This is a genomic window from Candidatus Nanosynbacter sp. HMT-352, assembly GCF_021222645.1.
In the GTDB taxonomy this organism is placed as follows: domain Bacteria; phylum Patescibacteriota; class Saccharimonadia; order Saccharimonadales; family Saccharimonadaceae; genus Nanosynbacter.
In genome coordinates, this window is the sequence record NZ_CP089520.1 from 336,441 (window position 1) to 360,570 (window position 24,130).

Here is a 24,130-nt window from a genome sequence, read left to right on the forward strand (position 1 = left end):
CCTTCTATTGACTTAATTACCATAGAATGGTATAGGTAATATTAGTTTTCGTTGACGAGTTGAGCAAATCCTTGTCCGAAAACGCTCATTGACAAGCAGCCAAAACACAAGGCGAGTTTTTACTTCTTCTAAGAACCTTAAAGAGATAAAATCTCGTCTTGTGCATAAAGAATGCACGTATATCACACTGAGGGCGAGAAAATACCAGAAAGGTGAAGGGTCGTGAATAAAAAGACCAATACGACGGCACTGGAGAATTTTCTTCGTCGAGCAACCGCGTCTGTCGAGGGGAAGAAATTAACCCTAGACTATATCCCGAAAGAAGGTCTGATATCACACGCGATTGCCACTGATGTAGAAGTTAGGAAACTTCTCGTCCAGCTAAGCGAAGAAGCCACTGCGCTGGCGCAAGTAGCGCAAAGTCTCCTGAATCACACAGAGACAGAAGACTAACAACGCGGAATATATGATGAGTGTAATTCATTCTCTTTATGGCTGCTTGTCATATATCCCCTTGAAATTATTTTGGAATAGTCTCGTTTTGAGGCTGTTTTTTATGCATTCTATTGACTTTTTTACACAAGTGTGATATAAGTGAAAGTAGCTTTCGTTGATGAGTTGAGTAAATCCTTGTCCGAAAGTGAACTTTGACAGGCAATCGAACACAAGATGAGTTTTTATTTCTTTTTTAAAACCACCATAAGAGAGATAAGATCTCATCTTGTATTGTAAAGAACACAGTACGCTGCACTCACGCAGATGAGAAAACACAGAAAGGGATAGCATAATGCTTTCCGCAGACCTCTCTGATAAGCTACTGATGACAACAAACACTCTCAACTCCAAGTGGAGAGATGTCGTTAAACTCACTTGTCAGGATGGGTGTATTCCGGCCATTCAGGTCAGGAGACTGATCCAAGACATACGAGACGTGAACAGCTACCTGTATGACCTAGAGGTCTATATTGGGGAGTTGCAATGCAGGTCTGTACACTCGACAAATATTGTTGTCGGTACCGACATCCACAACGACGCAAAACGTATTGCGTCGGCTTTAGACAAGTTTTACGACTTCGTCAAGAAGTATGTCTGCGTGACCGATGGTGATATCGAACTCGAAAAGCTTACAAGTGAGATCGACAGTATTACAGTCGGACTGATGTATGCAGGCGAATACCTGACAAGGGGGGATCTCCAGGCTGCACTGGAGACCCTCTCTGACACCCAGAACCCCGTTCTGGGGTCGTGACGATTCTACATGGCAGGTGATTGTTCTTTACGATTGCCTGTCATGTAGACTCTGAATTTACGACATTAAAAATCACCCTGACTACGGGTGATTTTCTTATGGTGAAAAATTTCAATTCTTGGTGCGGATGAAAGGACTTGAACCTTCACGTACTTGCGTACACTAGCACCTGAAGCTAGCGCGTCTACCAATTCCGCCACATCCGCATGGGCTACGTGTCAATTATAGCCCAATTCTCACCCAGTATCAAGCTTGATTACGAAGCTTGCACCACGCGTTTAACTCCGCTGCCAACTCCTTTGGTTGAGCCTCCGATTTAATTCCTGGATTAAAAATTCCAGCTGGATCAAAGATTTTTTTCACCTTTGCGTATAATTGCTTTTCATCATCTGGTAGATTTTTATAGATAAAGTTAGCCTTCAGCCTTCCGTCACCACCAAAGCCCGCAAAAGAACCTTCATACTTATTAACAATCTGAGAAATTTCCGCCAACAATTGAAGAATCTTCTGGCGTTCACTCACCTTTTTACTATCAAACGTCGGATGTAGAGAAATATAATCGCTTGAAAAATCAACAAAAACTGGCAAATCCACGCCGTACTTAGACTCCAGTGACTTCAACTCGCTAAGGAAACTATCGATCTTTTCTGGTGCCATTAAAATCCCAGAGAAAACGCGTGGCGTAATCATATGCGGCTCGCTCGGAGTTTCCGCCAAAGCCAAAACAGAATGCAAACTGAACAAATCCTGCTCTTCTAAATGTAGCGTTTTTATGTCAACCGCTTCTGATGATTCCAATTTTCGAGTCAATTTCTTCGCAGCTTTATTACGCGCTCTGTCAGAGAAGTCGTCAAAGATAGCCAAGACTACCGCACCCTTAAAGCACTCTTTCGGCGCCCACTCAACCACCTTACCGACGACCGCAGCCTGGCGGAAGAATCGCCCATCGATTATTTCCACTGCCGACGCCTTATTTTTCATCGCCAATTCCACAGCTGATTGCGCGTCTGACAACTTTTTATATGATGCGACAACAACTGAATATTCTGGACGAATAAATTGCGCCTTCATAATAACTTCGCAAATCACACCCAGACTTCCCTGACTGCCAATAAACAACGGTGTCAGGTCAAATGACCCGTCTTTTTGCTTCACCCGAGAAATCCCACTATAGCCAACTGTATCTGGCAAATCTGGATCCATTTGCGAAATCAGTTCAGCGTTGTCTGAGATTAAATTGTCAATCTCTCGATAAATCTCGCCCTCAAACGTCGATAAGCCTTTTTTCTTATTCAATTCGCGTCGAGATATGCGACCAGTCTGAATCACGTCACCGTTACTTAGGACAATCTCAAGCTGCTGAATCGCGTCAGCAAAACGACCATGTGCGCCAGATAATATTCCAGATGGAGCCGTGTTAATTGCACCACCAATCGTGCCTTCTTCTGCTACGTATGAAGTTTGCGGCAAACCCAAACCTTTATGGGTAGACAAAGTTGCGTTGATTGCCGAAAGAGAAATTCCCGCTTGAGCATGAATCAGTTGCTGACGAGGATCAATACCAACCACACGATTCATATACGTTTTTTCGTCAATTGCAATGCCCTTATTCGTCGCCGCGCCAGTTTCATCATTGCCACAACCACGAACAAATACAGGTAAAACATGGCCTTTCTCTGCCAGTTGAGAACAAAATCGCATCACTTTCCTGATATCGTTCATATTAGCTGCTCGGACAATCATTTCTGGTCGGCGCGCCAAAAGCCCATTATCAGCCTCAACTTGGCTCAATGCAAAATCCTGCGACGCGACTTCGCCACTAAGATGTTCATTCAAATATTTCGCAACTTTATTCATCAATCCTCCTTGGTATGTTACTTCAATTTTAGCATAAGCGCGGACAGTTGATAAGTAGAATTTGTTTTGATATAATCAAGTTATGCAAATGCGGACACAATGCGGATGACACCATCCCCTAACAAATTCGCAAGTGCATCTTTAACAATTTAATTATGCGGATGTGGTGGAATTGGTAGACACGCATGCCTTAGGAGCATGTGCCTCACGGCGTGAAGGTTCAAGTCCTTTCATCCGCACCAATTGTAGTATTCTATAAATCGTCGCCTTTAATACGGCGACCTTTTTTTAAATTGACATAGAAAATCATATTGACTACACTAAAACGCCTATGCTACAATCACGCCAAGGAAAATAATAATGCGAGACATCTAAATTAGATAATCGAGGAGGGTTTATACTAGCATGAGAAAATCAAATAACTATTTCCAAAGGCAGCGTATTGGTCTGGCAACTATCGGAGGTATTATGACTCTGATGGTAGCGTTTAGCTTAACACCTACTTTTGCAGGTGTTGTTGCAACTATCACCAACAGCGTAAATACAGCTTCAACGGGCACATTAGTTATGGAAGAAAAAAACCAAGACGGTTCAGTTGCATGTACCACTACTGGCGCCGGCAGTGCGACATGCGCGACTATCAACAAATACGGCGGCCAAGCACTTGTTCCAGGAGGCAGCACAAGTACGACCGTAAAGATTACTAATAAAGGTAGTATAGCCGCTAGCGCCTTCACTGTTAAGGGCGGTACTTGTACGACAGTGAACGCGCCAGGAGCATCAGTCTCTGGTACTGGTAACTTATGTGGCAAAATGACCATCACCGTTCAAGCCAATGGAACACAAGTCTGGACTGGTACCGCGGAAGCGTTCCAGCAAGCTGCAGCACAAGACATTAAAGCAATTGTTGGTCATCCAATTGCACCAAATGAAACAGTTAACCTAGTTATCACAGCAGCGCTCCCAGCAAATACTGACGCCAGCTTCCAGGGCCGTCAAATATCACAACCAATCACCTGGCAGTTTAGCGCCTAGTAAATAATAGCAGTTCTAAGACTATACATATTGAAGGTCAATGAGATTTAGCAAAACCAGCATCTGGGTAATCACAGCACTGAGTCTACTGAGTTTAGGCTCGGTGCTTATATTACATTTAGCTGGTTTTCGCTTTTTCTCCATCGTAACTCCAAGCATGGGTGAGACCGCCCCCGTTGGAACACTAGTAGTCACTAAGCCACAACAATCTTACGACAAAGATGATATTATTACGTTTTATCGTAGCGGCAACATTTACACCCATAGACTAATAAAAGTAAATGATGATCATAGCTATACAACAAAAGGAGACCTCAATATCACGGAAGACTCCTTGCCGGTAGGTGGTCAGGATGTAATAGGCAAAGCAATAGTAATTGCGCCTATATGGGGATGGGTATGGCGTGCCGCACCTATTTTACTAATTGGATGGATTATCGTCTATCTGATTTCGTGTATCAAGAAAATACACAAACACTGGCGCTGGCCAGTTCGCATTATTGGCGGAACACTCGTGGTTATTTTAGCAACGCTAATCCTTAATCCATGGCTCCGTGTAGACATGCTTAGTATTGCTAAACACCAGAAAAATGACGTACAACTTCATATTGTTAATACCGGCATCTTTCCTATTCGAGATGACAGAGGAAATCGCATATATACCGGTCAAACTACAATCGTTCGCGCCACAGAAACCGACAGGCAGGGACATTACATTTATATTCCACGACCATCTCTTGGACCGTCTGGAGTGGCTCTCGCATTATTATGGTGTCTTTTACCGTTATTTATAGCTTTATTAGTAAAACTGCCTCCGCCAGAAGAGGAGATTACAGGACTACAACTTGCCTATGAGCGCAATCGAAATATGGCACTGCTCGCTATCATTATACTATTCGAGATAGTACTTTTGGTCGTGCAACTATCTTCCCTGGCGGGCTTTACTGCAACCATGCAAAACAACATCAACAGCATCCAATCTCGAGCTTATTTTAAATGTTCTGATGTCACCTGGATTAATTCACAAATTCGCCCCAATCCTCAGCCCTATTTCTCTTGGGCACTCAACAGTGACTATGTAGTAAACCCTATTGTCACAGACCTCTCCGGTAATAACAATGATGGCAGTGCCGCACCGGGAGATAAGTCGCCAAGTCGAGTTGCCGTAGCAACCGCAGGCTGTACGCGTGACGACCATCGTGTTTCAGTGTTTAATGGAGTAGATACCTGTCTTACTCATGGAACGTCAGAAGCTAAAAAAATTACTCCAGCTCCAAATATATTTAGCCTGGAAGTATGGTTTAATACCAATCAAAAAAGCAACGGACGACTAATAGGATTCAGCTCTCTCTACCAGGGTGACTATGACGGAAGAGGATATAGTGATCGTCATATATACATAGATAAAGATGGTAGAGTGGTGTTTGGTGTGTACGACAGAGGAATTAAGCTTGTTACTTCACCTGCCGGTGTAAACTATTCCGACGGTCACTGGCATCATGTCGTTGCTACTATGTCCCCAAACGGCGCAGCGCTTTATTTAGATGGTAATCAAGTCGACTCAAACCCATCAATGACTGCTGGAGAAAAGATGTTCAGCGGCGGCTACTGGAAAGTTGGCTGTGGCAAAGTGCTTAACTGGAAAAATGCCGACGGCAGTGGATACAATGGGCCTAAATATTTTAACGGAAGTATGCAATATAGTTCAGTCTACGCAACGGCCCTAACCGAGCATCAAGTTCGTGATCACTATCTAGCAGGCGCTCCATAATAGCATTAAGCTGACTCATTAACGGCAATTGAGCCTACTAGACAGATTATGTGATTTATACATTTAATGGTTAATAAATTGCTACCTCTATTATTTCGTGATATAATTACACCAAAGGAAGGTCTGTGTTAACATCAGGCCGTATTTTTATGAAGGACGCTAGCAAGATTCGAAACATTGCCATTATTGCCCACGTCGATCATGGCAAAACAACCATGGTTGACGGGCTATTAAAGCAGTCGCGAACATTCCGCGACAACCAAGCCGAGATGAGCCAGGAATTGATCATGGATTCCGGCGATCAAGAGCACGAGCGCGGCATCACCATCACCGCCAAACAAACGTCAATTTTTTACGGCGACTACAAAATAAACATTATTGACACACCAGGACACGCCGATTTCTCTGGCGAAGTTGAGCGAACCTTGAATATGGCTGACGGCGTTCTGCTGATTGTGGACGCGCAGGAAGGTCCGATGCCTCAGACCAAATTCGTATTAGCGAAGGCACTTGAGCTGGGACTGAAGCCTGTCGTGATTATCAATAAGATTGACAAGCCAGCCAGACGAATTGCCGAAGTTGAAGATGAGTTGAGCGATCTGTTTTTGGAGCTAGCGACCGACGATTCTCAATTGCAATATCCAATTTATTACGCAATCGGACGCGACGGAAAATCATGGAAAGAAATTCCTGCAAACACCGACGAAGACGCGGATTTGACGCCAATTTTTGACGCGATTATTAACGACATTCCAGCGCCAGATGTGATGGAAGATGGCGCGTTTCAATTGCTTGTTACCAGCCTGCAATATGACACATTCCAAGGAAAATACGCGATTGGGCGAATTGCTCGCGGATCTGTTAAGCGTGGCTTGCAAGTCAGTTTGATGAAAAATGGCGAAGTCGCGGGCTCCGCACGAATTGAGAAAGTTTTTGGCTATCGCGGATTAAATCGCGAAGAACTTGACGAAGCTTTTGCTGGCGACATTGTGGCGCTGGTTGGCGTGGCTGACGCGCATATTGGCGATACGATTGCCGACAAAGAACAGCCTGAAGCGCTGCCAACAATTGACATTGAAGCACCAACTCTGAGCATGTATCTCGGACCAAACACTAGTCCAATGAAAGGGCGCGAAGGCGAGTTTACGACATCCAGGCAAATTGGCGACCGATTGAAGCGAGAGCTTGAGACCAACGTGGCGCTACGAGTCGAGGAAAACGGAATTGGCTTTACGATTTCTGGACGCGGCGAATTGCACTTGAGTGTTTTAATTGAAACCATGCGACGTGAAGGATTTGAGTTTGAGGTTGGGCGACCGCAAGTCGTTACAATTACCGAGGACGGCGCTGAAAAAGAACCAATTGAAGAATTGCAAATTGAAGTCGGCAGCGAATTTATCGGCGCGATCAGCCAAGAGCTTGGCGCACGACACGCTGAAATGAAATCTCAGGAAACTACTGCCGCTGGCGCTACTCGTTTGACCTACATTCTGCCAACTAGGGCGTTGATTGGCTTGCGAAACATTTTATTGACCGCCACCAGAGGTACGGTGATTATGAATTCCCTACCTCACGGATATCAACCGCTTGGCGGAAAATTGCCAAAAACCCGCAATGGAGTTCTTATCGCATTTGAGGCTGGCACAACAACACCTTACGCCCTGCAAGCGGCAGAGGCTCGCGGCGAACTATTGGTCGGACCAGGAACGGAAGTTTATGCTGGAATGATTGTCGGGATTTATAATCGCCAAGAAGACATCGAAATCAATGTCTGCAAAGCCAAGCATTTGACCAACATGCGCTCCAAATCGTCGGACGGAACTGTGCAATTGACGCCATTTACGCAGTTTAGCCTGGAGCAGTGTATCGATTTTATTGAAGATGATGAGCTTTTGGAAGTCACGCCAAAGTCATTACGACTTCGCAAGCGATATCTGGACGCTAATGAGCGAAAACGCGCCGCGAAACAATAATTGCGTTAACCACAAAAATAACCGCCCTGTAATAGAGAGCGGTTATTTTTACGCAAGAATCAATTAGTTAACGAGAGTTTCTTTGACCCTGCGGGAGGCAAAAAAGTATAGAATTACCAATCCATCCATTATGAGCATCGCAATAATTGCACCTATAATCGTTGGGGTATCTTCCCCCGACCTTCCAGACGCATGCATAACTATCGCATTCGCAGTACTTCCCAATCCAGCTGTAGCAACCGCAATAACGGCTAACCATTTACCAAGACGCTTCTGCATTGCTATGAACACAACTGTACAAATAGCCAAGACTACTAGTATAGGTGAAAATATCAAAGAAATGACGTTCTCTGGCTGGCTAAGATTCATTATCGCCCGGAAAAACACTGCTGTATTGACAAGGCTACCGATAACGAAACAAACCACAAAGAACATTAACCAACCCTTAACACCCTTCAGAGATTCTGCCATCACGACATATTGCACTGGCGCTGCTTGAGGTTGTGTAAAATATTGCTGGCTGACCGGTTGCTGCTCATACGGCGTGTTCTGCGGTTGTGGTGCGGGACCGTATTGTGCGTTTGGGTCAGGCTGCGGCGCATATTGCGGCTGCTGAGGTTCTTGTTTTGGCATGTTAACTTCTCCTTTTAAGAATATTGATGTGCTAATTATACCACATCCTTAATTTCCTCTGGCAAAAATCCTTTGTCATGCTTAAAGCCAGCTCGCCACTCGTAGCCTTTGCTATAGCCCAAATCTTTCATTAATTTAGTCGGAGCGTTCCTGAGATGCAATGGTACGGGAGAATTCGGATATTTGCGCGCCAGTTCAAAAGCGCCGTACATTAAATCAGTAATTTCACGCGACTTCTGACTGCGAGCCAACGCAATAGCGCAATGGAATAAATTATACTTCGCCTCCGGAAGACCGACGCGCTCGACAGCCTCAAACGTTGCAATTGCCAGGCTCAGTGCACCATTACCCGCCAGCCCGATATCTTCCGATGCAAAAATCACCATTCGCCGAGCAATAAACTTCGGATCCTCGCCCGCGTCAATCATCCGCGCCAAATAATACGTCGCAGCCGTCGCGTCACTGCCTCTTAGAGACTTGATAAAAGCGGAAATCACGTCATAATGCGAATCGCCTTTTTTATCATAACCCGGAAGTCGCTTCTGAGCCGCCGCCTTCACCACTTCCGGCGTTACTTTTTCATTAAAACTCAGCGCCAATTCCAAATTTCCCAGTGCTACCCTTGCGTCGCCATCTGATAACTCCGCCAAATAATCCAGTGCCTTGGGTGAAACTTGCTTGGATTTTTTCAGGACTTTCAGCGCTCTTTTTAATACAGATATGATTTCGTCTTTTGTCAATCGCTGAAGAACCAGAACTCGCGAACGCGACAGTAGCGGGGTGATGACTTCAAAGCTCGGATTCTCGGTCGTTGCACCGATTAACGTAATTAGTCCACTCTCAACGTGCGGCAAAAACGCGTCTTGTTGTGCTTTATTGAAGCGATGAATTTCGTCAACGAATAGAATTGTCCTGAGTCCTAAATTCCAATTTTGACGGGCGTGTTCAATTACCTGTTCAACGTCCTTTTTTCCGCTTGTAACTGCCGACAGCTCAATAAACTCCGCCTTCACCTCGCGCGCAATAATCCGCGCCAACGTCGTTTTTCCAGTTCCCGGCGGACCCCACAATATCAAACTGACCGGCTCGCCATTCTTAACTATTCGCCTCAATAACTCGCCCTCGCCAAGCAAATGACTCTGCCCTATCACCTCGTCCAGCGTCTGCGGTCTCATCCGTTCAGCCAGTGGCTGCCTATTATCACTCATACTTCCATTATATCGCGAAATTCATAAAGCCAAAAAGCCTCCGCAATTTACACTTTCCTCGCACAAAATGCTACAATAGATCTATATAAATAGGAGGAAAAATGGAAGCATTCGTAATAATAATTTTAGTATTCACGGGACTTTACGTACTTAGTGGCATTAAAATTGTCAATCAATATCAGCGTGGCGTGGTTTTAACGCTTGGCCGATTTACTGGCGTTCGCGAACCAGGATTAAGAGTCGTTATTCCGGGTCTACAAACAATGATGTTGGTCGATATTCGTTCAACTCCAATTGACGTTCCAAAACAAGAAGTCATCACCAAAGACAACGTCACGGTCGGCGTTGATGCGGTGGTTTATTTCCGAGTCATCAACGCACCAAAAGCCGTACTGGAAACCACGAACTATATTTACGCGACTAGCCAATTTGCCCAAGCGGCACTGCGCGACGTTACCGGTAACGTTGATATGGACGATTTGCTTGCCAAGCGTGAAGAGATTTCCCAGCAGATCAAGGAAATTGTTGATGCCGAAACTGACAAATGGGGTATCGATGTCGAGAACGTTAAGATTCAGAATATCGAACTTCCTAGCGACATGAAGCGTGCCATGGCCAAACAGGCCGAGGCAGAACGCGAGCGCCGCGCCAACATCATCAACGCTGACGGCGAAAAAGCTGCAGCTGAGACATTAGCCCAAGCCGCAGAAATCCTAGCAAAAACTCAAGGCGCTATCAATCTGCGAACATTGAACACCTTAGAGCGAATCTCTACAGAGCCAAGCCAAAAGACGATGATGCTATTCCCTATCGAACTCATCGACGCAATTCGTGGCGGTAAAAAATAAACCACCTATCAATAAAATAAGCACTCTGTAATTTTACAGGGTGCTTTATAATTTCTGGTGCGGATGGGGAGAGTCGAACTCCCATCTCAACCTTGGGAAGGTCACATAATAGCCGCTATACGACACCCGCGCTCGATAAAATTATAACACCCTTGTCAGATGGCGACAACTTTAGTACAATTAAATAGCAAGTTTGTGGCTCTTTAGCTCAGTTGGTAGAGCAGAGGCCTGAAGAGCCTTGTGTCCCCAGTTCAAGTCTGGGAGGAGCCACCAAATATTGCATTTCATTCACGACTTTGTTACAATAAATCGTGAACAGCATGCGGGTATAGCTCAGTTGTTAGAGCGCTTCCTTGCCATGGAAGAGGCCAGGAGTTAGAGTCTCCTTACCCGCACCAATTTGATATTTAGCCATCCGAACGGGTGGTTTTTTTGTATTTGTACCCGCCAATATACAACAAAAGTGCTATAATAAAAGAGTCCAACCAACAATATAACATTTAGGGATTACCTAATACTTTTGGTATTCAAACCAGAAAAACGGGCACTTGCTCGAAAAAGCATTTGGTTTGAATCCCAATTGTTGGTTGGACGCCTAGAGTAGGTGTCCGTTTTTTTATTGCGGACAATACTCAAAAATAATAACTAACTCAAAGGCGTCCATGAGTAAGAAATTACTAGAAACAAATGTCGTTCTTCAAGGCGACTGTATCAAAATACTAAAAACTTTGCCAGATAAATCTGTCGATTTAATTTTTGCTGACCCGCCCTATAACTTGCAGCTCAGGGGCGACCTGTGGCGACCAAATAACACAAAAGTATCTGCAGTCAACGACGACTGGGACAAATACGACAGTTTTGCAACTTACGACGATTTTACAACCAAGTGGCTGACGGAGTGTCGGCGTGTACTCAAAGACAATGGCACGATTTGGGTTATCGGTAGCTACCACAATATTTTCCGTGTTGGAAAAATCGTCCAAGATCTCAATTACTGGATCCTCAACGATATTCTTTGGGTCAAAACAAACCCCATGCCGAATTTCAAAGGCACGCGCTTTAACAACTCGCACGAAACACTTATCTGGGCTGGTAAATCTGAAAAATCAAAGCCAACTTTTAACTATAAAACCATGAAAGCGCACAATGAAGACAAGCAGATGCGTAGTGATTGGCTTATTCCTATATGTAGCGGACAAGAGCGAGTAAAAATCAATGGCGAAAAAGCACACTCGACGCAAAAGCCGCTTGCTTTGCTTCGTCGAATTATTAATGCAACATCAAAGCCTGGCGATATTGTGCTTGATCCATTCCTCGGCAGCGGCACAACCGCAGTTGCCGCAAAAGAACTAGGACGGCAATATATCGGTATTGAGCGTGACGATACCTATGTGAAAGTAGCAAAGAAACGCCTCGACGAAACAGTGTCACTAGATGAAACACTCGTATCAGGCAAACTCGAAGCCAAGGCGCCGCGCGTCGCTTTCGGCTTACTGGTTGATATCGGACTTATTAAAGCTGGCGCAACACTGACTAGCAAAGACGGTAAGTATTCGGCAATCGTTACGGCCAACGGTTCATTGAAAAGCGGCCATATTGAGGGCTCTATCCACAAAGTTGGCGCAGTTTTACAAGACCAACCCTCATGCAACGGCTGGACATTTTGGTATGTCAATGATGTGTTGATTGATGAAATTCGACAGCAGTATTTGGAGAAAAACCATGCTTGATTACGAAAAATTCAAGAAAATTTTTGATGAAAAAATCTTTGCAAAGTCAAAACCTGATTTGCTCAAAAAAGTTGCCGAATATCCCGATAGATATGTTGGATTATTCCGCCCGACTAAGCCAGAGGCAAAACTACTACAAAACTTGTTGCAATCAAATGAAATCCGTTTTGGCGATGCATTTGAAGTGGTAATTAAGCAGTATTTTATTAACGAAGACTGGCAGCCGTTGCCGCAAAAGATTACGTCCAAAGAGGGCGACGCACTTAATATCGACCAACTGCTCACTAAAGATAACAAGGTGCTGTTTATTGAGCAAAAAGTGCGCGACGACCATGATTCGACGAAAAAACGCGGGCAGGTTAGTAATTTTGAGAAAAAACTTGAGGCACTTGTAGATATCTATGGAGACAAGGTAACGTGGGGATTTTTCTATTTCATTGACCCAAGCCTTGTCAAAAACCGAAACTTTTATCAGCCAGAGCTACAAAAACTGCAAGAATCGTGGGGTGTGCAGCTGTCGGTATCATATGGACAAGACATGTTCAATCAGCTTGGCTTGTCTCATGTCTGGCCTGATATCATGAATAATCTACAAAAATGGCGCCAGGATATACCAGACCTGCCAAACGTCAATTTTGACAGCAACCCCGAAGAATCCGCTGAAGAAATAAAAGACCTACCGCTTCGCATATTCCGCAAACTCTTTGATGATGAGCGAATTGTGAGCCAGATACTGCCTGTGTTGTTTCCAACTGGTGAAACACTTCGACTCTTGCTGCCACACTTCGAGAAACAAGGATTACCAATCGCACAGAATATATCTACTGGTGTTAAAAAGTACTTATACTACAAGCAGGACAGTCCGCCACATAGGTGAAGCTACAGTTGATATTTTTCTGGGTGTATGCCTTTTCTATAGTGTAATACAGGAGCGTCAGCTTCACTGATTCCGTTTGCGCTGATGGCGAATTTTGCTTGCTCAAATGCAAGGCCAATCGGGATATTTTCGCCAATACTGGAGTATAACTGTACTGCAAAAGCACGCGCCGCATCATCACCGATTGACACATTCATACCAATCGCAATATCAACCACGTCGGTCAAAGATGCGGCCATCTTAGATGATTCACAGGCATTAAGCACTACAATTTTCAATTGCTTCCCGGCTAGTTTTACTATATTCATTAGCGTATCATCGTCCACGGCAATTGCATCGCCTTTTTCATTTTCAAGAGCAATACACTCTTGATTTCCGTGTGATGATATATGCAGTATATTTGGCTTATACCTATTAAAAGCATTACTAAAATCTTTCAACTCTACGGCTGGAATGGTGTCTATGTGTATTTTGTCACGGTCGGTGATAGCCCTCAATGCCTCCTTGATCTGCTTTTCTTCGGTGCCAAGTCTCAGGGGCGGTACGTCTGAGGGGGTAGAATAGGTGAAAAGAAGCTTGATAGGGGAAGAGGTGTCTAATTGCAGAATATCTTTCTCATGCAACACTCTGTCTAATACGGGCACTATGTCTTGCCTTTTTATGCTGTTTGCCAAAAGAAATTTTCCAGATATAGCCTTCACAACCTTTTGTGTGGACACGCCCTGCGATAGCTGTTCCGAGATACGCAGGATTTCATTACCGCTATCTCTCCAGCCGCGACTCGCAAAGGCTTCGTTTACACGACCTAAAATCTTTATTTTATTGTATATCAAGGTTATGTATCTTTCGTATTTTTTTGGTTAGACTTAAAGCCCTACCTAAGCGATTATGGACATATATCCAACTGTTGCTGTCTTTTGCAATGGGCGTGATAACTCGCATCTGGTCTTTTAGCTCCTTGATTTTGCGTGTTACCGTTGGCTGACTTGCGCCTTGTGTTATTTTCATGATATCAGTGATTTGTTGTTGGGTCCTAACCCCATCAATTAAGAGGTATACAGCACTGAGTACTTTATCTTTTTTGAACTCATCCAAGATACTATCGCGTATAATAGGGCTATACCTGATGAGCGCGTCCAGCATCTCGCCGTGCTGGTCAAGCTCACTTCTCATCTTCTTTATCTCGGAGAGGGCATCGCTAGTTTCAGACATCGCTAATTACCTCTGTCCGACGAGCTGACAGACTTTTTAGCCTTGGCTCTGGAGCGTGCAACCATCATTCTAACAGCTGCCGTGTTCTTACTTAGAATCTTTGCAATCTGAGAATGCGATAGGCCGACTGAGTCAAGTAGAACCTCCGTTTTGTTCATGCTAGGGTCTAGCTTTGCTGCACGCTCACGCTCATCAACCATTAGCGTAAGAATCGCCAGCAGGACAGAGTTGGTGTCCAAAATACCCACTGATTCGGACGTATTAGCCTTGGTATTACTTTTGGCCATCTGCATTGCCTTTCTGCTCTTTCTTGCGCGCACGAATGATCGTCTGTGAAACCAATTTACCCTTTTTCCCAAGTACCGTTGCAATCTGAGCAGGGGACATGCCAGAATCTGCTAATATAACCTCGGTCTTGCGGGGTTCTTTAGCGGGGTCTTTATTGGGATTAATTCGCTCTTCACGTTCGGCAGCCAAAAGTGCCAAGATTCCACTCATTGCTTGCTCAAGAGGCAGTGTTTCAGTATTTTTTATCATTTCTCATCCTTCTTTGTCTTTTTAGTTTTTGGCTTAGCGCGCTGAATGGCTACGTTGACCGTACCAGGCGTGGTGCCCATTATTTCCGCTATTCTTGACGGCCCTATCCCGACCTTGTTCATTTCCACTATGGCTTCGGCCTGACTTGGCATCGCCAGCTTAATTTGCAAAGCCTGCAAGCGCACCATTTGATCAAGTAGCTCTTCTGTGTTCGCCATTATTTTCTCTCCTCATCGTTCACTGGCTGCTCTGCGTTTTTTGCATTCGCCTTTTTGCTCTTAACCGTCTGCTTGTCTTTGCTCAGAGCTATACTTACAGCCTGCGGTGTTTTACCAAGAAGCTTGGCAATTTCAGCTCCGGTCAGACCAAGATCTGCAAGCATGCGGTCAATACTGCGTGGGCGAGGCTTAGCAAGGTCGGTATCACGCAAATGTCTGTCTACCGTTATAGCCAGCACCGCTGATACATTACGATTCAGCTTATTTAACTCATTTAGTATATCTTCGTTCATAATTTAATACCCTCTCATCTGTTGAGTTAAATTATACTGCATTATTTTCTATATTTCAACACCAAAATGATAACTTATCACAGTAATGTTCATTGATAATAAGAGTGTTTTTATCCTATATGGAACACTGTCATACTTATCACCATAAGTATTTAATTTTACATAAATGTTTATGCTTTACTCATAAGACATGTAGCGCTTAAGCGATATATGGCAGCTCTGCCGTCTTGACGAAGCCCCAGACCTCTACTGACCAAGCAGTAGTCGTTCCGCCCCCCATCTGTTGAGTTAAATTATACCGTCTAGAAAACACCCTTTTCAACTAAAAAATAAAAAGATCGGCGGGAGAAATTTCAAAAAGATAATTCAAAGGATTTTTCTGGTGGGGAGAGCGGGCGCGTGCGCCCGCAGGCGTTGAGGCTGAGCCTGCACAGCTCAGCTTTTACGCTCGAAATAGGTTCGAGCTTTGGCGTACATTGCCACCAATTTGAAATTAAACATGCTCAGCTTATCTGGGCTATTTTTATTGTCTGGTTTTAGAATATTAGCATTTTATTTATATCTCGCTTATACTTAAACTATGAAAACCTGGCAAGATGTCGTCTCCCTTTATCAAATTTATCCGCGCAGTTTTCTGGACACGGATGGCGATGGAATTGGCGATTTGAACGGAATTACTGAGAAGCTGGATTATTTATCATGGCTGAACATCGATTCGATTTGGATTTCGCCATTTTTCACATCACCACTGACCGACTTTGGCTATGATATCGCAGATTATCGATCTATTGATCCTACTTTCGGCCAAATGGAAGATTTCCAAGCGCTACTTAAAAAGGCTCACGATCTCGACATTAAAGTTATGATCGACCTCGTTCCCTGCCACACTTCAGATCAACATCCGTGGTTTCAAGAATCCAGATCTTCGCGTGATAACCCCAAGCGAGATTACTATATTTGGCGCGACGGAAAAGATAATAGAGAGCCTAACAATTGGCGAAGTTTGTCTGGCGGCAGTTCGTGGGAATTTGACGAGCTCACCGGGCAATTTTACCTGCATTCGTTCCTGAAAACACAGCCAGATCTGAATTGGGATAATCCTGAAGTGCGTGCTGAAATGAAAAACATAGTGCGATTTTGGTTTGATCTGGGAGTTGATGGAATGCGCGTCGATGCAATTTGGGGAATTTCCAAAGATCCCGACTTTAAAGACGATTCTCCAAATCCTGATTTTTATGGCAATCCAGACGATTACGGAGCATTTATCCACGACCACTGTAAAATGGGACCGCATTTTCAGGAATATTTGCAAGAATTGGCGTCAGTCTGCGACGAATATAACGACAAGCAAATGGTGTTTGAATTTTATCCCGACGATAAGCTGGGTGATATTTATCATCAATACAGCCAAATCCTGACAGTCCACCCAAAAGCCTCGGCATTTTTCATGGAATATCGCGACAATGAATGGCACGCTAAAAATATTGAGAAAAAAATCGATAATTACTTGCAATCAGCAAGCTCAACCACGCCATTTTTCTGCATCGGAAATCACGATCAGCCGCGAATTGCCTCCAGATTGGGCGAAGAACGTTCCCGCGCCCTCAGCTTATTAAATCTCCTCACTCCAGGAATTAGCGTAGTGTATTACGGCGACGAAATTGGCATGATGAATGGAGAATTGACCGCTGATGACATTCAAGATAATTTTAGCCCCGCCAATTCTGTTGTTGATAGCCGAGATTTGGAACGCACGCCAATGCAATGGAATGATTCGCAATTTGCGGGCTTTTCAAGTGCAAAACCTTGGCTTCCTGTTAATGAAGATCACACGAAGATTAACGTTGATAACGAAAAAATCGCAAACAATTCCCTGCTTAATATGCACCGAAAGCTGCTAAAATTGCGCCAAACTCTCCCAATTCTTAAAAATGGCGATTTGAGTATTGTAGAAAACACCGGCAACGGATTCATTCTCGGATTAAAAAGAGAACTGGTTGGTCAACGTGCTTACATTTTCATCAATTTCGCAGACGAGAAACAAAGCTTCTCCATTCCAGAAAACGCCAAGATCATTGCCTCGACTCACTCTGTCGATTTAATTACCGCAGAAAATCTCCAAATGACAATTCCAGGATATTGCGGAGTTTTACTTATTGTCCAGTAATAAAAACACTCAACTAGAATAAGGTTCCATCTTCAGTATCGCACTCCTCTATGGAACAGAGACCCGCGCATTCAGTCGCCAACCTAGCCATATTATCGTTAATTTTCTTGTCATTAGCAGCCTCGGTGAGGGCTTTAAATTCTAGATAGTAATCATCAAGAACATCTGGATCGCTATTTTGACTAGATTCTGTCGTATCACCTTGCAAATCTTCATCATTTGCAATTTCCTCATAATATTTATCCGGTTTATCAGAAGTATCTTCACTCAGAATATCTGCCCCACAATTAATATGACCATCGTACAGCATTTTCTATATTCCTCCTCTTTTTACTTTGTCTATAAACCATTATACGACACCACCAGATGTAGTGGTAGAGTTAACTTCACAACACTATCAAACAACGACGTTTTTCATCCCGTCCAGTTAATTCATCTTTAATTATAAGCAGTCAGAATCAAATCACCGTCGACATACTCACCCAAAAATACATCTCCATAAGATTTTAAGCCTCGTTTTTTAAGCTCGCCGAGCAACCACTTTTCGTCTTTTCCGATTACATCCAAGATATCAGCTTGCAATTGACCGTCCGTTATTAACGGGAATTTCGGATTTTCCTCGCCTTTGTGCGAAATAATAAGCTCGCCATCCTGTTCAACAACAGCCCTTTTCACGTCTTTCGTCGAGTAAATATTATGGGTTCGAAGCTTGAAAGAAACATCATGAGCACTTAAGCCGACCTTCTCGCAATTTTCGATATTTATCTTTCCATTATCTATAATTATCAAAGCCTTCCCGTCAATCAGCTGTTTAGCCTTAACGCTATGTTTCTTTATCCACTTCAGTGTTAACACCAGCACGCACCATATACACAAAATCCCAACATAGTCCAAAATCTTAATATCATTGTTATAAATAACGCCGCCGATAATACCACCAAGTACGTAATTCTGAACTTGATCACTAGCGGAAGATGGTGCCAAATTACCTTTTCCTGTAACGTTAATTATTATCGTCAGCGCAAAAAATCCGATTAATAATTTTATTGCTACTAAAATAAATTCATTCATAATTTACCTACTTTTTTCTATTAAAAACGCTCTGATATTTATCAGAACGATCATAAAACTTATTCCAATCGTAGGAACTTGGTGAGGTGCGCCTCCCCATAACTACGACTGTCCACCACAACAGTTTTGTCTTGAACTGGCACCTCACCTATTCCTGGATGTGATAATATCATAAATCCACCCGGTTTGAGTAGTCTCATTAACTTAGAAACTGTGGAAAACTGTGGATTATGGTATGGCGGATCAGCAAAAATAATATCGAACTCCCCTGTTGAACTCGTGCTTTCTAGCCAATTTACTATCGTTGTTTTTATTACAATAGATTTTTCTTCGACGCCCAAAATGCTTATGTTTTCAGCAATTACTCGCTGAGCAACTCGATCTCGCTCCACGAAAACCGCCGACTCTGCGCCGCGACTTAATGCCTCTAATCCAACAGCACCAGACCCCGCAAAAGCATCCAAAACCCGCGCGCCGCGTATCGATTCACCCAAAGAATTGAACATAGCTGAACGCACTCGCTCACCCATAGGATGAGTCGTTGAGCCTGGCGGGGTTTTTATGAATCGTCCGCCAAATTCGCCAGAGACAATCCTAACTCTCACTTTTTTCTGCCTCAAGTTTCCAAATAGACGCCAGCCAGCCCAGCATCACCGACTTTATAATAATCGGCATTAGCTCGTGATTTGTCTGCCAAGCAAGGTCCGTCGTCCAGCCGCTCTTGCTAAAATTGTCATACATTTTCATCGATGCCACGGCGTGAACTTGGTCCAAATAATACTCACGATAGCCGTGATTTTTCACTTGCAATATCTCATTGTCACTCGGAATTGCATCCTTAAAACGCGGATATGCTACCACGCTAGCTACGCCAGCCTCAAACGCCACGTGCGTCGTCATCATGCCCTTAGCGCCCCAGAATTTCCAGTTGTTCTTAATCAGTTCAATTCCGTTATCGCCCTTCATGAGATTTTTCTTCAAAATTGAGGTTCGCGTCTCCAACCCTTCACCGCCGCGAAGTTCCGCCATAGCTTGTTCCAGAGGAAAATGATGAGCCGGAGTCAAACCATCGGTAATCGCATGTGCCATCCAAGCCGCCTCAAACGCTGCTCGCTCGGAATTATTTGTTCGTAGTGCTCGGGCTAAATTGCCAATATGTCCGTCAATCATCCCCAAAAGTGCAGTGTCATCCGGATCGTCCGGATTTATAAAGTGCCAAGGCTCATCCACCGCTGGACTTTTTCGCTTAACACCATCAGGACCATTCTTGCCCTCAAAATGAAGAATATTTTTAATGTCAGGAAAATCACACCAATCCGGAAGAATTGGTTCTATATTTTTCCTTGCGACTCGATCTATTTTTTGGTGGACACCAATAAATCGACCAGAGCCATCCCTAATTGTTGTTCCTGCGTACATATTAATTTAAAACAGTTAATCGCTGATAGCGACTGACGGCGTGCGCCAGATGATTATATTGTAGCAAATCTTGCCCCTCTTTGACAAAGCGTTCAGCTTCGACTTGAGCGCGAGCAATTAGTGCCGTATCCGCCAGCGAGGCAATTTTCAAGTTCAAATCCCCGTGTTGCATTTTGCCGTAAATCTCGCCAGGTCCACGCAATTTCAAATCAACCTCCGCCAAATAAAATCCGTCTTGCGACTTCTCAATCTCCTGAAGTCGCTGACTCGGCTTATCGTGGCCGCTCATCATCAAATGACAAAAACTCTGATGCTTCCCACGCCCAACTCGCCCGCGCAATTGATGCAACTGACTCAATCCAAAATTATCCGCATTCTCAATCAACATCACCGTCGCATTCGGCACATTCACACCAACCTCAACCACAGTCGTGCCGACTAGCATATCCAGCTCGCCGTCCGCAAATTTCTGCATCACTTCAGCTTTTTCTTCGACAGGAAGCTTTCCGTGCAACAGCCCAACTCGACGATGGTTGAAAATAGTCTTAGACAATTTATTATATTCCGCCTCCACCGATTTTTTATCATTATCTGGATTATCATCAATCAACGGACAAATAGCGTAAGCTTGGCGACCTTTGGCTAGCTCATTTTCAATCGATTCGTAAAGCTTCGGAGCTGATGCTGGCGACCAAATCTTAGTCTGAATCGGCTGACGGCCAGAGGGCAACTCGTCCAAAATAGAAATATCCAATTCTCCATACAATGTCAGCGCCAGACTGCGCGGAATCGGCGTGGCGGTCATACTTAAAAGATGCGGCATAAAATCAGACTTTTCCAATAAAGCTTGTCTTTGTTTCACGCCAAATCGATGCTGCTCGTCAATCACCGCAAATCCCAATTTATGATACGCAACTTTTTCCTGAATTAGCGCATGCGTGCCGACCACAACGTCAATGTTACCGCTAGCCAGATTGTCCAATAATTGACTGCGCGCCGCGCCTTTCACGTGGCCCGTCAGAAGCGCAACAGACACACCGAATGGCGACAATAACTCGTCAAGCGTTTTCGCATGTTGCTGCGCCAAAATCTCCGTTGGCGCCATAATTGCCGTCTGGAAACCAGCCTTCGCCACTTCTGCGGCCACCAGACCCGCAACGACAGTTTTTCCCGAGCCAACATCCCCTTGTAATAACCGATTCATCGGATGATCAGACTCCAGATCTTGCAGAATTTGCCACGCAGCTCGGCGCTGAGCATTGGTCAAAGGAAACGGCAATTGATCAACAAAACTCTTTACGACCGACTTATTAAACGGAATTTTCCAGCCTGTTAATCTGGTCTGTTCTTGCTTATTAAATTGTGCCGCCAATATCATCTCGAACAACTCCTCAAACGCCAGGCGCTCACGACCGCGAGAAATTTCCTCGTGAGTTTTTGGCGCGTGAAGAAATTTAACCGCCTCAGAACGACTAACTAATTTTTGGCGCCGAATAATGTTTTCCGGTAAAGTTTCAGGCAAAAAATCCATAATTGGACGAATATTTTTCATCAAATCTTGCACGGTTTTTGGGCGGAGATTTTTGATCGACTTATAAACTGGCTGAATTCCTGAATTATTTTCCGCAGCAGTTTTGGCAATTTCTTTTGCCAGCTCGACGGACGGATTATTGATTTGATAGCTATTATAATTCATTCCAAATTGACCAGAAAAAATAAATTCCGCATCAGATTTTAATTGCGTTTCGCGGTACGGCTGATTGAACCAAACCGCCTTAACTTTGCCTGATTTATCCGCCAAAACCGCGGTCGTGATTCTAAGTCCACGCCGAACAATACGCGTCGAAACCGACTCGCAGCGCGCCTTAACCGTAACTTTTCCCGGCTGAAGATCTGTGATATTAACCGCGGTTGAATAGTCGTCATATGCTCGCGGCAAAAAATCCAAAGCGTCAGAAATCGTTTTAAGACCAGCCGCCGCCAGAGCCTGAGCAGTTTTCGGCCCTACGCCTTTAATTTGCTCGAGAGGAGTTGTTAATTTCATCTACGAAACGGCGTTGATGCCTTCCAGAGCGTAAGCCGTATCCTCCCAGCCTCTCACGCCAATTGAATCTACGCCCATTTGCTTCACTGGAAAATCATTACCGCCTTCTTCAATTTTGTCGCCAAAGAACAGTGTTTCTTCTTTCGACCAGCCATTCAGTTCAAGCAGCCTGCCAATTCCATAAGCCTTATCAATTCCCGGAAGCGTGATGTCAGTGCTAGTCGTACCACCAATTCGCACCTCAAGTCCAGGCAGCCTCTCCGCAACCTTGTCGCGATATATCGGACGAACGTCCTTATATTTTTCAGCCCACTCATATTTATCTTCAGGCGTAGCTTGCTGACCCAAAGCCGACATAGTAATCTGACTATGTCGATCTTCAATTATTTCACCCGCAGGATTCTCACACCAAATGCCCATTTCCTTCGCAACTTCTTCCAACGCCGTAGTTATCTGAGTTTTTTGCTCGTCAGACAAATCGTTCGCATACTGAATTTTCCATTCATCATCGGCGGCGTCAAATCGATAATATCGAGTACCGCAAGTCGGCATCGCGTGGAACTTCTGAAGCAACTCTGGAGTAACGTTCAACCTATCAATCACCTGCTTCTTTATCTGCTGAAACGTGCCGCCCGTAATCACACAAACATCATAATTCTCAAGTAATCGACTAAGAATTCCAGCCATACGATCGCTAATTGGCGACTTTGTAATTGCTAGTGTATCATCCAAATCAAAACCGATAATTTTCTTCATTATTCACCCCCTTCCATAATTAATACGAATGTGTTTTTACCCTTCTTCAGTAGCGACGTGTCATTGACGACTTTATTTTCGGCAAGTTTTTCGCCGTTTAGGCTAATAGCTCCAGATTTTAACAATCGCTTTGCTTCGCCGTTAGAGCCAACTGCGCCAGATTCTACCAACGCTCCAATCACATCAATTCCAGCATCAACGCAAGGAATTTCCTCAGCCAAAGCGCCTAAATCATCGTCCGACAATTTCTTAAAATCGCCGCCGCCAAACAACACTTCAGTCACCCGCTCCACTGATTCGCGCCGATTAACGCCATGGACAATATCAGTAACTTCGCGAGCCAAAACCTTCTGCGCCGAACGCGCACCTGGATTAACGGCGTGATTTTCAGCAATAGCTTCAATCGTATCGCGGTCCAACATCGTAAATATCTTCATATATTCAATCGCGCTCTCATCATCAACATTCAGCCAGAATTGGTAGAATTTATAGACGCTGGTTTTATTTTCATCAAGCCAAACTGCGCCACCTTCAGATTTGCCAAATTTACGACCAGTTGACTTATTGATGAGCAGAGGCGCAGTCATTGCGTAAACTTCAGTATTTTCTTTTTTGCGAATCAGATCCACGCCGGACAATAAATTACCCCATTGATCCGACCCACCAATTTGCAAATTCACGCCGTATTGATTAAATAGATGCCAAAAATCATAGCCCTGAAGTAAAGTGTAAGTGAATTCCGCAAAACTCAGGCCCTTACCATTATTAATGCGCGCCTTGAAAAATTCGCGGCTCACCAAATCTGCCATATTGAAATTCTTACCGATATCGCGAAGAAACGGCAGCAATTCCAGATCAGCCAGCCAGTCAGCGTTATCAACCAAAGTAAAATTTCGTCCAGCAAAGATTCGTGAAACTTGTGATTTTAAGGCTTGCTTATTATGCTCAATTTCCTCGTACGGAAGCAGATTTCGCTCTTCCGTATCGCGCATATCGCCAATCATTCCTGTGCCGCCGCCAACGAGCAAAAACACTTTATGTCCGCGCTCCAAAAAATGCCGAACCATCATATAAACTGCCAAATGCCCCACGTGCAAACTGTCTGCCGAAGGATCCGTCCCCAAATAGAGCGTGAAATTCTCCGAATCGATAATCTTGTCGTCAGTAAATGTGGTCTGATTCCAGAATCCACGCCATTGTAATTCTTCTGATAATTTCATATCACTCCTTTT

25 protein-coding genes and 5 tRNA genes are annotated in these 24,130 nt (G+C 44.2%); 12 read left to right on the forward strand and 18 right to left on the reverse strand.

Going from position 1 to position 24,130, the window contains the following annotated elements:
* Positions 1-222 precede the first annotated feature (222 nt).
* Positions 223-453, forward strand: coding sequence for a hypothetical protein (locus LR957_RS01800; protein WP_232273258.1), 231 nt, complete (start codon positions 223-225; stop codon positions 451-453).
* A 334-nt stretch (positions 454-787) separates the two neighbouring features.
* Entirely contained in the window at positions 788-1,249 is a 462-nt protein-coding gene (locus tag LR957_RS01805) for a hypothetical protein (protein WP_232273259.1), read from the forward strand.
* A gap of 119 nt (positions 1,250-1,368) precedes the next feature.
* Here LR957_RS01805 and LR957_RS01810 read toward each other — a convergent pair.
* Positions 1,369-1,455 (reverse strand) — tRNA-Leu (locus LR957_RS01810).
* A 40-nt stretch (positions 1,456-1,495) separates the two neighbouring features.
* Positions 1,496-3,106 carry an FAD-binding oxidoreductase gene (locus LR957_RS01815; RefSeq protein WP_232273260.1) on the reverse strand — a complete coding sequence of 537 codons (1,611 nt, stop codon included), beginning with the start codon at positions 3,104-3,106 and terminating at the stop codon, positions 1,496-1,498.
* Positions 3,107-3,263: 157 nt separating this feature from the next.
* Between LR957_RS01815 and LR957_RS01820 the strand changes: the two genes are divergently transcribed.
* The 4 genes from LR957_RS01820 to typA all read left to right on the forward strand — a co-directional run bounded on the left by LR957_RS01820 (position 3,264) and on the right by typA (position 7,885).
* Positions 3,264-3,348 (forward strand) — tRNA-Leu (locus LR957_RS01820).
* Between the two features lie 163 nt (positions 3,349-3,511).
* On the forward strand, positions 3,512-4,141 hold the full coding sequence (locus tag LR957_RS01825; protein WP_232272661.1) for a hypothetical protein: 630 nt from the start codon (positions 3,512-3,514) through the stop codon (positions 4,139-4,141).
* A 40-nt stretch (positions 4,142-4,181) separates the two neighbouring features.
* A complete protein-coding gene (locus LR957_RS01830) occupies positions 4,182-5,912 on the forward strand; it encodes a LamG-like jellyroll fold domain-containing protein (RefSeq protein ID WP_232272662.1) in 1,731 nt (576 codons plus the stop codon).
* A 149-nt stretch (positions 5,913-6,061) separates the two neighbouring features.
* The gene (typA, locus tag LR957_RS01835; protein ID WP_232272663.1) at positions 6,062-7,885 is read left to right on the forward strand and encodes a translational GTPase TypA; all 1,824 of its coding nucleotides are present in this window, start codon (positions 6,062-6,064) and stop codon (positions 7,883-7,885) included.
* 63 nt (positions 7,886-7,948) lie between these two features.
* On the opposite strand, the gene LR957_RS01840 is transcribed toward typA, so the two are convergent.
* Positions 7,949-8,518: a DUF2569 family protein gene (locus tag LR957_RS01840; protein WP_232272664.1), complete on the reverse strand. Its 570-nt coding sequence runs from the start codon at positions 8,516-8,518 to the stop codon at positions 7,949-7,951.
* Between the two features lie 35 nt (positions 8,519-8,553).
* The gene (locus LR957_RS01845; protein WP_232272665.1) at positions 8,554-9,726 is read right to left on the reverse strand and encodes a replication-associated recombination protein A; all 1,173 of its coding nucleotides are present in this window, start codon (positions 9,724-9,726) and stop codon (positions 8,554-8,556) included.
* Positions 9,727-9,827: 101 nt separating this feature from the next.
* Here LR957_RS01845 and LR957_RS01850 point away from each other — a divergent pair, with 101 nt between their 5' ends.
* The gene (locus LR957_RS01850; protein ID WP_232272666.1) at positions 9,828-10,574 is read left to right on the forward strand and encodes a slipin family protein; all 747 of its coding nucleotides are present in this window, start codon (positions 9,828-9,830) and stop codon (positions 10,572-10,574) included.
* Positions 10,575-10,629: 55 nt separating this feature from the next.
* On the opposite strand, the gene LR957_RS01855 is transcribed toward LR957_RS01850, so the two are convergent.
* Positions 10,630-10,704, reverse strand: a tRNA-Gly gene (locus tag LR957_RS01855).
* A 67-nt stretch (positions 10,705-10,771) separates the two neighbouring features.
* Between LR957_RS01855 and LR957_RS01860 the strand changes: the two genes are divergently transcribed.
* The 4 genes from LR957_RS01860 to LR957_RS01875 all read left to right on the forward strand — a co-directional run bounded on the left by LR957_RS01860 (position 10,772) and on the right by LR957_RS01875 (position 13,181).
* Positions 10,772-10,847: transfer RNA gene (locus LR957_RS01860), tRNA-Phe, on the forward strand.
* 49 nt (positions 10,848-10,896) lie between these two features.
* Positions 10,897-10,972: transfer RNA gene (locus LR957_RS01865), tRNA-Gly, on the forward strand.
* Between the two features lie 264 nt (positions 10,973-11,236).
* Positions 11,237-12,304 carry a site-specific DNA-methyltransferase gene (locus tag LR957_RS01870; protein ID WP_232272667.1) on the forward strand — a complete coding sequence of 356 codons (1,068 nt, stop codon included), beginning with the start codon at positions 11,237-11,239 and terminating at the stop codon, positions 12,302-12,304.
* Positions 12,264-13,181, forward strand: a complete 918-nt coding sequence (locus LR957_RS01875) for an HpyAIV family type II restriction enzyme (protein WP_232272668.1) — start codon at positions 12,264-12,266, stop codon at positions 13,179-13,181. The genes LR957_RS01870 and LR957_RS01875 overlap by 41 nt, the downstream gene beginning before the upstream one ends.
* A 2-nt stretch (positions 13,182-13,183) precedes the next feature.
* Here the strand turns inward: LR957_RS01875 and LR957_RS01880 are convergent, their stop codons facing one another.
* The 6 genes from LR957_RS01880 to LR957_RS01905 are packed head-to-tail and all read right to left on the reverse strand — an operon-like array spanning position 13,184 to position 15,441.
* A complete protein-coding gene (locus tag LR957_RS01880; protein ID WP_232272669.1) occupies positions 13,184-14,014 on the reverse strand; it encodes a CHAT domain-containing protein in 831 nt (276 codons plus the stop codon).
* The gene (locus LR957_RS01885) at positions 14,001-14,393 is read right to left on the reverse strand and encodes a hypothetical protein (protein WP_232272670.1); all 393 of its coding nucleotides are present in this window, start codon (positions 14,391-14,393) and stop codon (positions 14,001-14,003) included. Before LR957_RS01885 ends, LR957_RS01880 begins: the two co-directional genes overlap by 14 nt.
* A gap of 2 nt (positions 14,394-14,395) precedes the next feature.
* Complete coding sequence (locus tag LR957_RS01890; RefSeq protein WP_232272671.1) at positions 14,396-14,686, reverse strand: hypothetical protein; 291 nt, start codon at positions 14,684-14,686, stop codon at positions 14,396-14,398.
* Positions 14,667-14,930, reverse strand: coding sequence for a hypothetical protein (locus LR957_RS01895; RefSeq protein ID WP_232272672.1), 264 nt, complete (start codon positions 14,928-14,930; stop codon positions 14,667-14,669). The genes LR957_RS01890 and LR957_RS01895 overlap by 20 nt, the downstream gene beginning before the upstream one ends.
* A complete protein-coding gene (locus LR957_RS01900; RefSeq protein WP_232272673.1) occupies positions 14,927-15,148 on the reverse strand; it encodes a sigma-70 region 4 domain-containing protein in 222 nt (73 codons plus the stop codon). The genes LR957_RS01895 and LR957_RS01900 overlap by 4 nt, the downstream gene beginning before the upstream one ends.
* Positions 15,148-15,441 carry a sigma-70 family RNA polymerase sigma factor gene (locus tag LR957_RS01905; RefSeq protein ID WP_232272674.1) on the reverse strand — a complete coding sequence of 98 codons (294 nt, stop codon included), beginning with the start codon at positions 15,439-15,441 and terminating at the stop codon, positions 15,148-15,150. Before LR957_RS01905 ends, LR957_RS01900 begins: the two co-directional genes overlap by 1 nt.
* A 580-nt stretch (positions 15,442-16,021) precedes the next feature.
* Here LR957_RS01905 and LR957_RS01910 point away from each other — a divergent pair.
* A complete protein-coding gene (locus LR957_RS01910; RefSeq protein ID WP_232272675.1) occupies positions 16,022-17,608 on the forward strand; it encodes an alpha-amylase family glycosyl hydrolase in 1,587 nt (528 codons plus the stop codon).
* 13 nt (positions 17,609-17,621) lie between these two features.
* On the opposite strand, the gene LR957_RS01915 is transcribed toward LR957_RS01910, so the two are convergent.
* The 7 genes from LR957_RS01915 to tyrS form a co-directional block, all read right to left on the reverse strand.
* Positions 17,622-17,918, reverse strand: a complete 297-nt coding sequence (locus LR957_RS01915) for a hypothetical protein (RefSeq protein ID WP_232272676.1) — start codon at positions 17,916-17,918, stop codon at positions 17,622-17,624.
* A 128-nt stretch (positions 17,919-18,046) separates the two neighbouring features.
* Positions 18,047-18,679: a DUF421 domain-containing protein gene (locus LR957_RS01920; RefSeq protein WP_232272677.1), complete on the reverse strand. Its 633-nt coding sequence runs from the start codon at positions 18,677-18,679 to the stop codon at positions 18,047-18,049.
* A gap of 59 nt (positions 18,680-18,738) precedes the next feature.
* Positions 18,739-19,284, reverse strand: coding sequence for a 16S rRNA (guanine(966)-N(2))-methyltransferase RsmD (gene rsmD / locus LR957_RS01925; RefSeq protein ID WP_232272678.1), 546 nt, complete (start codon positions 19,282-19,284; stop codon positions 18,739-18,741).
* Positions 19,274-20,098, reverse strand: a complete 825-nt coding sequence (locus LR957_RS01930) for a phospholipase C/P1 nuclease family protein (RefSeq protein ID WP_232272679.1) — start codon at positions 20,096-20,098, stop codon at positions 19,274-19,276. The genes rsmD and LR957_RS01930 overlap by 11 nt, the downstream gene beginning before the upstream one ends.
* 1 nt (position 20,099) lies before the next feature.
* Positions 20,100-22,142 carry an ATP-dependent DNA helicase RecG gene (gene recG, locus LR957_RS01935; RefSeq protein ID WP_232272680.1) on the reverse strand — a complete coding sequence of 681 codons (2,043 nt, stop codon included), beginning with the start codon at positions 22,140-22,142 and terminating at the stop codon, positions 20,100-20,102.
* Positions 22,143-22,898, reverse strand: a complete 756-nt coding sequence (locus LR957_RS01940; RefSeq protein WP_232272681.1) for an HAD-IIB family hydrolase — start codon at positions 22,896-22,898, stop codon at positions 22,143-22,145.
* Positions 22,898-24,118 (reverse strand): tyrosine--tRNA ligase, encoded by a 1,221-nt coding sequence (gene tyrS / locus LR957_RS01945; RefSeq protein ID WP_232272682.1) that lies wholly within the window; start codon positions 24,116-24,118, stop codon positions 22,898-22,900. The genes LR957_RS01940 and tyrS overlap by 1 nt, the downstream gene beginning before the upstream one ends.
* Between the last annotated feature and the right edge of the window lie 12 nt (positions 24,119-24,130).